The sequence below is a fragment of the Bradyrhizobium sp. 2S1 genome (assembly GCF_011516625.5).
In the GTDB taxonomy this organism is placed as follows: domain Bacteria; phylum Pseudomonadota; class Alphaproteobacteria; order Rhizobiales; family Xanthobacteraceae; genus Bradyrhizobium; species Bradyrhizobium septentrionale.
Genome location: NZ_CP147717.1, coordinates 6,355,305 through 6,369,705 on the forward strand (window position 1 = coordinate 6,355,305; position 14,401 = coordinate 6,369,705).

At 62.4% G+C, this 14,401-nt stretch carries 11 protein-coding genes; 1 reads left to right on the forward strand and 10 read right to left on the reverse strand.

Annotated features, from left to right (window positions below; genetic code table 11):
* Positions 1–163 precede the first annotated feature (163 nt).
* Positions 164–319, reverse strand: coding sequence for a hypothetical protein (locus HAP54_RS29915; RefSeq protein WP_175619240.1), 156 nt, complete (start codon positions 317–319; stop codon positions 164–166).
* Between the two features lie 17 nt (positions 320–336).
* Between HAP54_RS29915 and HAP54_RS29920 the strand changes: the two genes are divergently transcribed.
* Positions 337–1,587, forward strand: a complete 1,251-nt coding sequence (locus tag HAP54_RS29920; protein ID WP_210297520.1) for a helix-turn-helix domain-containing protein — start codon at positions 337–339, stop codon at positions 1,585–1,587.
* On the opposite strand, the gene HAP54_RS29925 is transcribed toward HAP54_RS29920, so the two are convergent.
* The 9 genes from HAP54_RS29925 to HAP54_RS29965 form a co-directional block, all read right to left on the reverse strand.
* Entirely contained in the window at positions 1,547–2,734 is a 1,188-nt protein-coding gene (locus tag HAP54_RS29925; protein ID WP_312022804.1) for a type IIL restriction-modification enzyme MmeI, read from the reverse strand. The two genes, HAP54_RS29920 and HAP54_RS29925, sit on opposite strands and share 41 nt — an antisense overlap.
* A gap of 73 nt (positions 2,735–2,807) precedes the next feature.
* Positions 2,808–4,151: an IS1380-like element ISBdi2 family transposase gene (locus HAP54_RS29930; RefSeq protein ID WP_166204320.1), complete on the reverse strand. Its 1,344-nt coding sequence runs from the start codon at positions 4,149–4,151 to the stop codon at positions 2,808–2,810.
* Positions 4,152–5,123: 972 nt separating this feature from the next.
* Positions 5,124–6,221 (reverse strand): tetratricopeptide repeat protein, encoded by a 1,098-nt coding sequence (locus tag HAP54_RS29935; protein WP_166293669.1) that lies wholly within the window; start codon positions 6,219–6,221, stop codon positions 5,124–5,126.
* Positions 6,222–6,853: 632 nt separating this feature from the next.
* Positions 6,854–7,501 (reverse strand): pyroglutamyl-peptidase I, encoded by a 648-nt coding sequence (locus HAP54_RS29940; protein WP_166293671.1) that lies wholly within the window; start codon positions 7,499–7,501, stop codon positions 6,854–6,856.
* Positions 7,498–8,490 (reverse strand): methylmalonyl Co-A mutase-associated GTPase MeaB, encoded by a 993-nt coding sequence (meaB, locus tag HAP54_RS29945; RefSeq protein WP_166293673.1) that lies wholly within the window; start codon positions 8,488–8,490, stop codon positions 7,498–7,500. Before meaB ends, HAP54_RS29940 begins: the two co-directional genes overlap by 4 nt.
* A gap of 76 nt (positions 8,491–8,566) precedes the next feature.
* Entirely contained in the window at positions 8,567–9,367 is an 801-nt protein-coding gene (locus tag HAP54_RS29950; RefSeq protein WP_166293674.1) for an RsiV family protein, read from the reverse strand.
* A gap of 186 nt (positions 9,368–9,553) precedes the next feature.
* Positions 9,554–11,710, reverse strand: a complete 2,157-nt coding sequence (scpA, locus tag HAP54_RS29955) for a methylmalonyl-CoA mutase (RefSeq protein ID WP_166293676.1) — start codon at positions 11,708–11,710, stop codon at positions 9,554–9,556.
* A 261-nt stretch (positions 11,711–11,971) separates the two neighbouring features.
* On the reverse strand, positions 11,972–12,442 hold the full coding sequence (locus HAP54_RS29960; RefSeq protein ID WP_029082078.1) for a GFA family protein: 471 nt from the start codon (positions 12,440–12,442) through the stop codon (positions 11,972–11,974).
* On the reverse strand, positions 12,439–14,313 hold the full coding sequence (locus HAP54_RS29965) for a methylmalonyl-CoA mutase family protein (protein WP_166293678.1): 1,875 nt from the start codon (positions 14,311–14,313) through the stop codon (positions 12,439–12,441). The genes HAP54_RS29960 and HAP54_RS29965 overlap by 4 nt, the downstream gene beginning before the upstream one ends.
* Between the last annotated feature and the right edge of the window lie 88 nt (positions 14,314–14,401).

Sequence of the window (14,401 nt, forward strand, 5' to 3'; positions counted from 1 at the left end):
GCATACTAAGCACTCGGCCCGCGGACACAACCTTAACTATTGGGCTATCTGATAGCGAACCGGCGCCCGATTCGCGGGTCAGAACTGATCCTGCACGCGCCGATAAGCCGGGCTTCGGGTTCTTGACCTTCAGCCAGTGCGAGCAGCGGCCAACGCTATAGGCTCACTCGCGATGCTTCGACACCAGCCCTTCCAATCCCATCAGGCAGGCGTGGCGAAACAGATCGGGGCCGATCTCGCCCTGCTCGAACGGTGCGGCGCGCGCGCAGCGCGGCAAGGTTCTGCTTTCGCAGCGATAGGGGCAGCTTGCGGCGATCATCGCCGCCGCCCTCCAGCATGTCGGCATACAACTGGACTCCTGATCGTGCCTGCGCGAGTGCAGCCCATCAAAGTTCAGTCCGGTTTCGTGGTTGCGCAATTGCGCAACTCGGCTATTATGGCCATATGAGACTTGATTCTGAAGACTTTCGTACTCCCGGACAGTTCATTTCGGCCTTGATGGAACAGCGCGGCTGGACCGGGGTCACGCTTGCCGTGGTTCTCGGTTTAGACAAATCCAGCATCGCCCGGTTGGTATCTGATAAGCGCCCCGTCGATGCGGAGTTGGCACTTACGCTGGAAGAGCTTTTCGAGGTGCCTGCCGAGCGCTTTCTGGATGTTCAGCAGCGATACGATTTGGCGTTAGCGCGCGTTGCGCGCCGACCAGACCCCTTGCGGGCCATGCGGGCACATCTCTACGGTAAGCTGCCAATTTCCGACATGATTAAACGCGGCTGGATTAACGCCCAAGATGTTCGCGATCCAGCCGTTAGCTCTGAACTCATGCGTTTTTTCGGCGTGAACCGCATTGAGGATATCGAAGTCATCCCACATTCCGCAAAGAAGACTGAGGTAAATACTCAGGCAACACCGGCGCAATTGGCTTGGCTGTATCGTGTAAGGCAAATCGCCAAAAACATGATGGTTGCGAAATATTCGACTTACTCTGCCACACAGGCAATCGGCAAACTGAAAAGTTTGCTAGCCGCTCCAGAAGAGGCGCGAAAAGTCCCCCGCATTCTGGCAGAACACGGCATCCGATTTCTAATCGTCGAATCGCTCCCCTCCGCCAAGATTGATGGCGTATGTTTTTGGCTCAACGACGCATCGCCTGTCGTTGCTCTGACCATGCGATTTGATCGCATCGACAATTTTTGGTTCGTGCTTCGTCATGAATTAGAGCACGTCGATAAACGTCACGGCCTAACGAAAATAATGCTCGATACTGAACTTGAGGGAGAAAACGCCGGAACCGGCGCTCAGATTGATGAAGAAGAGCGAATAGCAAACGCCGCTGCGGCTGAGTTCTGTGTACCAAAGAAAATGATGGATGCTTTTGTCGCGCGTAAGGCTCCCATCTTTAGTGAGAAAGATATTCTCGCGTTCTCCAGGATGATCAATGTACATCCCGGTTTGATTGCTGGTCAGTTGCGACACCGAACGAATCGTTACGACCGGTTTGTTAATCACCTCTCAAAGATCAGATCCATCGTGACGCCGAACGCGATCACCGATGGATGGGGCGACGTTGCGCCTCTCGGACATTAACGGAGACAAGAATGTCGAAGAAACGAGAAATGCAGCGTTTGATTAGGGCGTATAAGGACGAAACGCACGAACGCGAACTTGACATGCACAAGGTCGCAAAATGGGCCGTAGGCAAAGGCTGGACGCTTCCTAAGCTGTTGTAACAAACGCCGGACGAGTACCTATAATCCGACTTCATTCGGCCGGCAGTCACGTTGATCCACGCCAAGTGCATACGCGAGCTGATGATCGAAAGTACGTGTATCGGTGCATCGTACAGAGCCTGGGCGGCATCTGACACGATGATCTCGCTCTTCATGTAGTCGGCTGTTACGTATAGCCGGCGTTCCGAGAATACGCGCGGTATGACGATCTGAGACGCCTTGCCGGTGATTGTGCGCTCGAATTTGTACGGCGTTTCGATGCCCAGCTTGCCCCGCTCACTGCCGGTTTCGCGATACTTGCGAATGGCCTCCAGCCGTTGGGCGATCATGGGAATGGACGATGCGAGGGCGGCTTGGCCGTCATCGATCCAGAGACAGGTGCGCTCCACGCCGTTAATTAGTTCAAATGACCCCACAATCTTCCGAAATAATTGAGCCGCTTCGGGATATTTGGCGACGATAGCATCCCGATCCTCAAGGCTCAGCATGAAGTGTCCCTTGTCTCTCGGGATATTGCCAGCAACCATCTCGGGCAGACCGGAGATCGGCGTGGCGTGCTTTTCGACAATAATGTTCGGCCCGTCGGTGAGGTATGCGTTAATAGACTTGGCGAGCTTCCTCTGATTGTCAAAATAGATGAACTTCTCGCCATGTGGTTCGCTTGAGACCCCAACAATGACGCAAATAACGTTGGCGTTGTTGCTTGCGTTGTTCGCCCAGTAGAAATCCTTATGCGCGAAAATAATCTCCTGGCCACTTTGAAAGATGGATGGCCAAATCAGCGGAACCTGTACACCTTGGCAGATGGAATTAGTCGAGACAAATGCAAACGCGCCGCCTCGTCGGATGAAGTCGGACGCCTTCCATAGCCAGCCAGCCACGTAGTCGACGGCCTTCGCGCCGCCTCTAGCCCGTCCTATTCGTGAGAGTGCTTTTTTTAGTCCGATTGATGTGGCCGCACATCTGCTCTGACGAGGCGCGCGGGATTGCCTTCGGCTTTTCACCGCCTGACCGACCCGTACTTTGCAACGCGCTTGAGGTGTAGGTTGGGCGAACGGGGGGCGGACGCCCCGCCGGTCAAGGACCGAGAGGCAGCAGCGCGCCTGGCAAGCCGCGGATCAGGTCGGCTTCGGGACAGGCCGCGGCAAACGCAAGGCGAATGCGGCTCGTGGTCTCGACGACACGGGCAGCGAGTTTCAAGAGACGAAGACGCAGCGTCGCGAACTCGGCTGTGGCCAATTCCCGGGCTTTGGGAATCGCGTCGCGCACGGTCAGCATCAGCCAATAAGCGGCGGTGTGGAGAACGAGGCGGACTTGATTGGCGAGCGCCGAACGGCAGCTGGTGCGATCGGAGGCGAGCTGTGTCTTATGCAGCTTGATCAGATTCTCGGCTTGGCCGCGCGCGCAATACAGGCTGTCGTAGATCCACTCGGCCGAGCCGACATCGAGGCTGGTGACGACGAAACGGATGTCGAGGCCGAGCATCGTCGCCTCAATACGGGCGACGGTACGCCGTTCGCGATCCCAGGACTTGGCCTTGTGGCGCGTCTCGGTATAGCCACGCAGAACCGGCAGGTTCTCGATGGCGCGTCGCGTGCGGATGTCGTCGGCGGCCTCGTCGAGTTTTCTGGCGAGCGGCTTGGTGCCGGACAGACCGAAGATGTAGTCGATGCCGTTGGTCTCGCACCACGCCATTGCCTCCGGCCGGGCATAGTGCCCGTCGCCACGGAACGTAATTCGCGTGTTGTGCCACCGCGTCCGGATATGCCGTATCAGGCGGCGCAGATGGGCACGCACCTCGACGCCGCCCGGCGTCTTGCCGGGCCGCAACACGACCGCCACGGGCCGGCTCTTCTCCGTGTCGTAGACGTGGATCGGCAGGAAGCAGCGTTCGTCATAATGAGCGTTGAACAGCGAGAGCTGCTGATGGCCGTGGACGACATCGCAGGTATCATCGATGTCGAGCGTGACGGATGCCGGCTCGCGCGGGTAGCTATCCATCCATGCGTCGACCAAAGTGTAGGTAAGTCGGATCACGTCGCGCAGGCGCGGAGCATTCTCCAGCCGCGACAGCGTCGGTTGGGAACACAGATCGCGACCCGTGTCCGGCAGCCGTCCGCAGGCCAGCTTGAATGCGGGATCGGACCGCAGATGATCGAGGTCGTCGGCGTCCTCGTAGCCGCAGCAGATCGCGAACATGCGCGCGCGGAACATATCGACAAGGCTGTGCACGACCCGCGTCGGATCGCGCCGATCCGGGAACACCCGGGCCAAATTGTCGGCCAAGCCGAGACGCCGCTCGGCCATCGCCAGAAGCATCACGCCCCCGTTCGAGGTCAGCCGACCGCCATCGAAGGCAGCTGTGACTTTCTTGGCGTGAACGGCTGGAAACGAGAAGGGCAGAATCGTATCATCGGTCATGGCGGGCCTGGCGTTCGCGGTTGAGGTGATGGGGTTGGCTTTGCAACCGAATCCTACGCCGCATCAGCGCTTTACACCACGCTCGCCAGCCTCTCAGGCGCACTCTGACGAATAAGACGGGCTAGTAGACTGGCGCACCATCGAGCTGTGGGAATCCCACCGCAGGATTGCGATATTCAAGCCCGATGATCCGATGAAAGCTGGAAAGTTTATCGGCTGGCTAAAGAGTTGCCTTCGGCGGCCAAAGTAGGGCCGCCTTAGACCGTTGGGCTTAACTCCTTCGGCAAGAAGCGGCCCCAACGAGGGGTACACGCTGTGGCCGAGTTACGTTCATCCATGACGTAGGATCGTCACTCGGTCAGCAACCAGCCGATGCTGACGACAAGCGCGAGGAACGACGCCCCGGCAAAGCCGAGGAAGCCATACTCCACTTGTCTATGTGATCCGATCCAGACATGACGCGATGTATACTCGCGGCTCGGGCACCCCGCATTCAAACAGGTAAGTCAGACATGGCCACCCCCCGACTGAACCTTGCTTTAGGATCGGCCCAGCTGGGGCCATATAGGCTCAGCTGCCTTGATATACTGATCCGGGGCCTATTCGGGGCCTGAGCCATCCGCTCAGGCCCTCCCGCTTTTCTAAGGTGCTGAAAAGCCATTATTTTTTATTCCGGAATAGGGCTGGACAACAGGCCCACACGACTTCACCGTCCGCTTCACGTGCTCTCGTCAGTATCACGCACAGCGTCCACCGCATCCCGCCGCACGTTCGTGACGATCGCGATACGCCCCTCATGCCGGGCGGGACGGGGATTCATAGCCGTGAGTTGGGGTGCGTGTCAAGAAGATTTATGATAATCGGAAATTGGAAGTTGGGCGGCGGTCACTCGCGGGGCGAGCACACAGGATGGACCGCCGGTTACTAATATCCGCAACACGTCGCGCCTGACCGTCCTGTTGGGAATCCGAGCTAACGCAACGAATGCTTCTCCAGGGCCACAGCAATCTTCTCCAGGACCGCGTTCCTGCGCTGCATTTCGGCGACCTGTTCTTCGCAAATCTCAATGACTGTCCGCCCGGACAACCGTCCGCGCGCACGCGTGCCTGTTCGGCAACAAAGCCATACCCCTACCGCCAGAAAGACAACAGCAGCGAGCCATGACAGTGCCCGACCCAGACCGGAGTCCGCGATAGCCCGACGGAAGTCGCCCTTGGATAGGTACGCACTGGCGCGATTGCTGTAGGCGTCCTTATCCGTCGGATCGAGCGCGATCATCTGGTCGTAGTCGGCGATGGCGCGGTCGAAGTCGCCCTTGGTTTGGTAAGCGTAGCCGCGGTCGAAGTAAGCATCCCTATATTTTGGATAGAGCGCGATCGCCTGACTACAGTCGGCGATGACGCGATCGAGGTCACCCTTCGCCCTGTACGCAAGGGAGCGGTTGTAGTAGGCGAGCACATATGTCGGATCGAGTTGGATCACCTGGTCGTAGTCGGCGATGGCGCGATCAAAGTCGCCTTTGGCCCAGTAGGCGTTGCCTCGTGCCGTGAGGGCGGCATTGTTGTTCGAATCCAGTTGGATACTGCTAGTATAGTCCGCGATGGCACGGTCGTTGTCACCCTTGGCTTGATAGGCGTAGCCGCGCTCGCCGTATCCGACCCGCTTTCCATAGTCCGACAGACCGCTTTCGAACGCCTGGTTGGCGTCCGTTATCGCGCGGTCGTAGTCGTGCCATTGGTTGTAGATATGCGACCGGTTGAGCAGTGTGCCAGCAGCTTTCGGATCAAGCCGGATCGCCTCAGTGTAGTCTTTGAAGGCCCGGTCGACACGATCTGCGAAGCTTGTCCACGACCAAGAGTAACCGCGCTGATGATACAAGCTGGACAAGTCGCGGTCATTGTAGTCTCCGCTCTGGATCGCGCGTGTACAGGCGGCGATAGTCGCGGCAGCGGTTTCCTTCGATCCTTTCAAGCACTCTTGTTGATCGTCGGCCGCTGCCCGGCTGACGGCTGCGGCTGTTGCCAATGCCAAGGCAACTATCCAGACATGCGCGGAAATCCTCGAGCGCATACCCTTCCTCCCCCGATGCGCCAGTGTTTGAGCTAACCCGGAGACGGAGACAGTTTTTCCAGAGCCGCTGCGATCCTCTCCAACAAAGCATTCGTGCGCCGGGATTCGGCGACCTGTTGCTCACAGAGATCAACCCAACTCGTCCCGGATGACCCGCGCCAATTCCTGCGCGAGAGCCACAACCAGACGCCGATCAGCACCAAGAACGGTAACCAGGACACAATCAGACTAACCACCCAGGACGGCGAACCACCGCCCGGTGCATTGACGAGCGTGAACCATACGACGAGAGCACCGACGAGAATGATCCACAGAGCACCTAACAGAAATCGAAAGCGAGGCTTGGTCATTCCAGTCACGGTCGTCTCTCTTTGATTGATCCAAAGAAACGCTATGCTACCATTGGTTGATTGACCTTCCCATGCCTCACATATGCAGCCGTCGCAACGTGGTTAGCCGTTCCTTTGCGAGCTCCGCCACGAAAAGCTCGGTGCAAGCTGGCGCATTAGCGCGGGTCACGACTGCACGCCCACCTGCGAGACCTTTACACCTGCAAGAAGTGCGGCACGATCGAGCCAAAACGGAGAGGATGCGGACCCCGCGCCCGCACTCGGTTCGAGACCTGTCCGCGCTCACGCGCGCGCGGCCTGCCGGGTCAGTTTCACCAGCTCCAGCAGCATGGCTTCGCCGGCATCGACGAGCTGTTCCAGCGTGATCTGTGATCTGCCTGATGCAGCCGTTCCGTCATGCGCAAGCGGCGGAACATGGATGAATTGCGCGAGGTACAGGCCATTGTTGCCGTTCACGGCCTCGATCGCGCGCCAGCTCAGATAGTTGCAGAGATAGCTGCCGGCGTCGCGCGACAGCCGTGCATCGATGCCGGTGGCCAGCGCGGCACGCAGCAGCTTTTCGCTGTGCGGCCCGAACATTTGCGCATCGGCGCCGCCCTCGATCGATCCCTTGCGGGCATGCTGGCGGCCAGCATCGGGAAATCTGGTCGTCACCGCGTTGCGGGCGCGGCTTTCGATCCGCAGATGCCAGGTGCGGCCGGCGAGGCCGAACATCAACAGCGCCTGCGGGCGATGCGTTGCGATCAGCTCCGGCAATTCGCGATCGACGGCAGCATAAGTGACGTGGAAGATGTGGCTGGTCAGCGCGACATCGTCGAACGCCGGGCGGCGCAGCGTGGTGAGCCGCTTGACCAGCGGCATGGTCGGGTTGAACGGCGCACCCGGGAACGGCCCGAAGCCGGTGAGGAGGATGCGCAGCTTCTCGCTCAATGCAGCATCTCCGCGATCTGTTCGGCGGCGACCGCGGGCGAGATGCGGCCGGCGGCGACCTCGGCTTCCATCTTCTTCACCCTGGCGCGGATCGCAGCGTCCGCGCGCAGCCGCGCCATCATGCGGCCCTCCAGCATCGACCACATCCACTTCACCTGCTGCTCGCGGCGGCGGGCCTCGAATTCGCCGGAGGCGTTCATCGCGGTGCGGTGATCGAGGATCTTCTGCCAGAGCCGGTCGAGCCCGGCGCCGGTCAGCGCGGAGTAGGTCTCGACCGGCGGATGCCAGTGCTCGGAGCGCGGCGCCAGGATGTGCAGCGCGCTGCGATAGTCGGCGGCGGCGAGATTGGCGCGCTTGAGGTTGTCGCCATCGGCCTTGTTGATCGCGATCATGTCGGCGAGCTCGACCAGGCCCTTCTTGATGCCCTGCAGCTCGTCGCCGGCACCCGGCAGCATCAGCGCCAGGAAGAAATCGGTCATGTCGCAGACCGCGGTCTCGGACTGGCCGATGCCGACGGTCTCGACCAGCACCACGTCGAAGCCGGCTGCTTCGCACAACAGCATCGCCTCGCGGGTTTTTGCCGCGACGCCGCCGAGCGTGCCCGACGAGGGCGAGGGGCGGATGAAGGCCTGGTCGGAGACGGCGAGCCGCGCCATCCGGGTCTTGTCGCCGAGGATCGAGCCGCCGGTGCGCGCCGAGGAGGGATCGACCGCCAGCACCGCGACCTTGTGGCCGCGTTCGATCAGGAACATGCCGAGCGCATCGATCGTGGTTGACTTGCCGACGCCCGGCGAGCCGGTGATGCCGACCCGCACCGCCTTGCCGGTGTCGGGCAGCAGCGCCTGCACCAACTCGCGCGCCGCCGCCTGGTGATCACCGCGCCGGCTCTCGACCTGCGTGATCGCCCGCGCCAGCGCGGCGCGGTGGCCGGCGCGAAGGTCTTTGGCGAGGGCGCGGATGTCGGGGGAGGCAGGCTTCGACGCGGTCATGGCACTGGTTTACAACGGCTGGCCATTGCAGGCGAGGGGAACGCGGAGTGGCGCCAGCGAGGCTTGTTGATGACGCCTATTGCTGATCGTCCGCATCGCCCTTCGGCCGCGCGCCGGCAAAGATGCTGGCGCCTTCCGGCGTCAAATACGGCTTCAGCGTCTCCCACGGCACGAAGACGACATACTGGCCTTCGGCGTAGGGGCCGACCGCATAGGGCGGGTAGTGGAAGGTCAGGCCGGAGCTCTTTCCGGCTTCGGTCGACGGCGCCAGCGTCACGGCGCCGATCTTGAGCAGGGTCGGCTTCAGCTCCTTGTACCACTCGGCGGTGGCCGTCTCGCCGGCACCGCGCCGCTTCTTCTCGGCGTTCAGCGCCGAGACGATGGCCTTGCGCATCGCCGTCAGGGTCGGGCCGTTGTCTGCCGTCTCGGTGAAAAAGGGACGGATGCTGATGCGCTTCTTCGCCGTCGTATCCCACAGGATGGTGTTGACGTCGGTGTTCGGGTGCGCGCCGAGCGTGTCCATGTAGTCGTCGCGCAGCACGCTCACATAGCGGCCGTCGACGACGGAGCGCACGGAATATTTGCGTTCGAACGAATAGCCGCCGCGGTCCTTGAAGAGGTCAGGCTCATCCTTCCGCGCGGAAGCCGCCTCGGCGGCGTTCTTGTCGATCCACTTTTTGCCCTCGGCGAGACAATCGGCCGCCAGTGCTGGATCGGCCTTGATCTTGTCGTCGAGATAGACGTTGGCCTCGATGCTCGCGGTCTTGATCGTGGCGTCCGGCGTGGGATCGGCGGCGCGCGCGGGAAGCCAGAGGCAGGCCAGCAGGCTGGCAAGGCAAAGCAAGTGAACCGGCGTCACGAGCCGCGCGGCGCGCATGGAGAACTCCCTTCGGAGGGCAGGCAATCGCGTATAACGCTGGTGGGGTTCTGGAGCCACCAATTCCGCGTCGTCATGGCCGGGCTTGGCCCGGCCATCCACGTCTTTCTTCCGTTAGAACCAAAGACGTGGATGCCCGGGACAAGCCCGGGCATGACGAGTCTTGTGGACGGGGACGCGGCAGCGCTACTCCGCCGCCTCGCTGTGGCCGAGCCGCGCGTTGAGCTTGCGGATCAGCTCCTCTGCGGCATCGGAGATCACGGTGCCCGGCGGGAAGATTGCTTCAGCCCCGGCGGCGTAGAGCGCGTCGTAATCCTGCGGCGGCACCACGCCGCCGATGATGATCATGATGTCCTCGCGGCCGTGCTTCTTCAGCGCGGCCTTCAGTTCGGGTACTGCGGTGAGATGCGCCGCGGCGAGCGAGGAGACGCCGAGGATGTGGACGTCGTTCTCGACCGCCTGGCGGGCGGCTTCGTCGGCGGTTGCGAACAGCGGCCCGATATCGACGTCGAAGCCGACATCGGCAAAGGCGGATGCGATCACCTTCTGGCCGCGGTCATGACCGTCCTGGCCGATTTTTGCCACCAGGATGCGGGGACGCCGCCCTTCGGCCTCCTCGAAAGCGTCGATCAGGGCCTGCACTTTTTCGACCTTGTTGGACATCGCCGCTGCCTCTCGCTTGTAGACGCCGGTGATGGACTTGATCTCGGCGCGGTGGCGGCCGAACACCTTTTCCATTGCGTCCGAAATCTCGCCGACGGTGGCCTTGGCGCGCGCGGCGTCGATCGCCAGCGCCAGCAGATTGCCGTTGCCTTCGCCGGCCGAGCGGGTGAGCGCGGCGAGCGCCGCATCGACGTCCTTCTGGTTGCGCTCCTTCTTGAGCCGGCCGAGCTTGTCGATCTGCAAACGGCGCACGGTGGAGTTCTCCACCTTGAGCACGTCGATCGGCTTCTCGTTCTCCGGCTTGAACTTGTTGACGCCGATAACAGCTTGGCGGCCGGCATCGATCCGGGCCTGGCTCTTGGCGGAGGCTTCCTCGATCCGCAGTTTCGGCACGCCGGCCTCGATCGCCTTGGCCATGCCGCCGAGTTCCTCGACCTCCTGGATGTGGCCCCAGGCCTTCTGCGCGAGATCGCGGGTCAGCCGCTCGACATAGTAGGAGCCGCCCCAGGGATCGATGATGCGGTTGGTGCCGCTTTCCTGCTGCAGGAACAGCTGGGTGTTGCGGGCGATGCGCGCCGAGAAATCGGTCGGCAGCGCTAAGGCCTCGTCGAGCGCATTGGTGTGCAGCGACTGGGTGTGGCCTTGCGTTGCCGCCATCGCCTCGATCGTGGTGCGCATCACATTGTTGAAGACGTCCTGCGCGGTCAGCGACCAGCCCGAGGTCTGGCAGTGCGTGCGCAAGCTGAGCGAGCGCGGGTCCTTCGGGTTGAACTGCTTGAGCAGCTTGGCCCACAACAGCCGCGCCGCGCGCATCTTGGCGACTTCCATGAAGAAGTTCATGCCGATCGCCCAGAAGAACGACAGCCGCGGCGCGAAGCGGTCGACGTCGAGACCCGCGGCAAGCCCGGCGCGCAGATATTCGACGCCGTCGGCCAGCGTATAGGCGAGCTCGAGGTCTTGCGTCGCGCCGGCTTCCTGCATGTGGTAGCCGGAGATCGAGATCGAATTGTATTTCGGCATCCGCTGCGAGGTGTAGGCGAAGATGTCGGAGATGATCCGCATCGATGGCGCCGGCGGATAGATGTAGGTGTTGCGCACCATGAACTCTTTCAGAATGTCGTTCTGAATGGTGCCCGACAGTTTTTCCGGCGGCACGCCCTGTTCCTCGGCCGCGGCAACGAACAACGCGAGGATCGGCAGCACCGCGCCGTTCATGGTCATCGACACGCTCATCTGGTCGAGCGGGATGCCGGCGAACAGCGTGCGCATGTCGTATATGGAATCGATCGCGACACCGGCCATGCCGACGTCGCCGGAGACGCGCGGATGATCCGAGTCATAGCCACGGTGGGTGGCGAGGTCGAACGCGACCGACAGGCCCTTCTGTCCCGCGGCAAGGTTGCGGCGATAGAAGGCGTTGGAAGCCTCCGCCGTGGAGAAGCCGGCATATTGCCTGATGGTCCAAGGCTGGTTGACATACATGGTCGGGTAGGGGCCGCGCAGATAGGGCGCGATGCCGGGCCAGGTCTCGAGGAAATCGATGCCTTCGAGGTCGGCCTCGCTGTAGGCGGATTTCACCGGAATGCCCTCCGGCGTCAGCCACGGCTCGGCGTTTCCGGCCGGTGCACCTGCGGCGACGGGCTGGAACGCGACATCAGCGAAATTGGGAATCCGGGTCATTCCTTGCAGTCCTCAAACTCTCGGCTTCGCTCGATCAACCTTTGCAGGTTCTGCTTGTAGACGGGATCGCGGAATCCTGGATTCCGTTCAACCCTGTCCTTGAACCTCTCTTCGTCCTTGAACCTCTCTTCGTCGGTCACATCTTCGCTCAATTTCGTCGGAGGTCTGATCTTGCTATCGAACCGCAAGAAAGACCCCAATATCAACCCGACAAGTTCTAAGGCAGAGTCTATCATCGTTTGCTCACGCGCAACCTGCCTCTCAATCATGGTCCGGATGCTGGTGGCTGGTGATGGTCGCCATCTTCTCCGGTCCATAGTTCTGCATCGTGGTCTGGCTGGGCAGATTGGCGATGCCGACCACCCAGCCGTGCCGGGACTCGGTTCCGAATTGCTGCGTCGGGATCACCCGGTCGGGCCGGTCGAAGGTGCCGGTCATGATCTCGATGCGGGGACCGTCGATCCGGCGGAAGCTGAGCGGCGTGCCGCAGGCGGCGCAGAAGTCGCGCTCGGCGATCGAGGAGGATTTGAACGCGGCCGGCTTGCCGCGGGTCCAGGTGAAGTTCTCACGCTCGATATCGGCGAAGGAAGCGAACGGCGCGCCGGAGGCCTTCTGGCACATCCGGCAGTGACAGATGCTGATCTTGGCCGGGACGCCCGTGACCGCAAAGCGGACGGCGCCGCACTGGCAACCGCCGGTCAGGACGTGTGTCGATGGTGCTTCTGCCGTCATGCCTGCTCCATCCGCCGATAGGCCTCGCGCAACGTCGCCAGCGCATCACCGCCGGCGAACACGAACTCGCCGATGCCGGCGGCCCGCAGCGCCGCCTCCTGGTCGCCGGGCCGCCCTGCCAGATAGATATGCCTTGCTCCGGCGCCTTGAAGGGCCTTGGCGGCGTCAGCGGCGCTCGTGGCATAGACCTTGTCCGAGGAACAAATGCACGCCATCGCGGCGCCCGAGGCCTTGAAGGCCGCGGCAAGCGCCGCCGCATCGGCAAAGCCCTCGCTGTCGACGGCCTCGATCCCGCCGGTCTCGAAGAAGCTTTTTGCGAACGTCGCGCGCGCGGTGAAATCAGCTGCTGTGCCGAGATTGCCGAGAAAGACCTTCGGCCGGGCGCCGCGCCCCTTCAGTGCGGCGTCCGACTTGTCGCGCAGCGCCTCGAACGGTTCGGCAAGCCGCATCGGCGCGAGCGAATCGAACTTGATCTTGGCATCGACCTTGGCAGCCAGCGCTGCCGGTTTCACATCCAGCACCGCGATGTCGGCCTCGTGCAGGTTGGGGAATTCGCTGGCGCCGGTCAGCACGTCGCGGCGCTTCGCCACATTGGCTTCGCGCTGGGCCCGCGTCGCGGCGACCTTGTTCTGCAGCAGCCCCTGCTGGAGTGCCGGGAAGATGCCGCCGGCCTTTTCGATCTCCTGGAACAGCGTCCACGCCGCCTCGCAAAGCTGCGCGGTCAGCGTCTCGATGCTGCCCGAACCCGCCGCGGGGTCGGAGACTTTTGCAAGGTTGGATTCCTCGAGCAGCACGAGCTGCGTGTTGCGCGCCACGCGCCGGGCGAAATCATCCGGCAGGCCGAGCGCCAGCGTATGCGGCAGCACGGTGATCGCGTTGGCGCCGCCGAGGCCAGCGGCAAAGGTCGCCATGGTGGCGCGCAGCAGGTTCACATTGGGGTCGCGCTGGGTCAGCATCCGCCAGGCCGTCTGCGCGTTGACGAAGATCGGCTTCGGCTTAAGGCCGCAGGCCTCTTCGATCCTTGCCCAAAGGCGTCGCAGCGCGCGGAATTTCGCCATGGTCAGGAACTGGTCGGCGTCGGCGCTGAGGCGGAACGAGACGCCCGCGCGCGCCGCATCGAGATCGATCCCGGCGGCCTCCAGCATGCGCAGATAGGCGAGGCCCAGCGCGAGCGTGAAGGCCAGTTCCTGCACCTCCGAGCCGCCGGCATCATGCACCGGCCGGCCGTCGGCCACCACGAACGGTCCCTTGAAGCCGCGCTTGATCAGCCCGTTGACGACCTGGCCGAACGGCTTTTCGTAGTCGGCCCAGGCGCCGGGCGCGGCACCGCGCACCGCAACCGTGCTGAGCGCCTGGTAATTGAAATGAAGGTCGAGCTTGGCCGGATCGAGCTTGCGGGCCTCGACCATGTCGGCAAAGGTCTCGCCGGCGTTCTCGCGTCCGAGCACCGGGTTGAGCGCGATCATGATGCCGGCATCGAGATGGATGCCGCCGCAGGCCCGCGCCAGGGTCTTCTTGCTGGCATCGGCAAGACCGAAGCCGCGCGCGCCGGGACCGCCGGCAAACTCGAACTCGAGGCCGGTCGCCCCATTCTCGAGATCCTCCAGCGCCTGCGCATTGGCCTGCGCGGCGTCGGGATGGTCGACCCGCTGCAGGATCTGCCAGGGGGCCGCAGCGGCGCGGCCCGGAAGCGGGCCCGTGTTGGTGGCGCGGCGGTAGATCGGATCGATCTTGAGCCCATCATAGGTCTTGCCGACCAGCTTCTCGAACGGGGCGCCCTTCAGCACGCCGTCGACCAGCTTGCGCCAGTCGTCGTAGGTCGCCGATGCAAAATCCGAAGCCAGAGGCAAGTCGTCAGTCGAGGTCGTCATCCGCCCAGAATATCCTTCACCGGCCCCGCGAGGGGTCCCTTGATTTGGCCGGAAATTGCCACGGGCGGGCGGCCAAGCCAAACGGTTG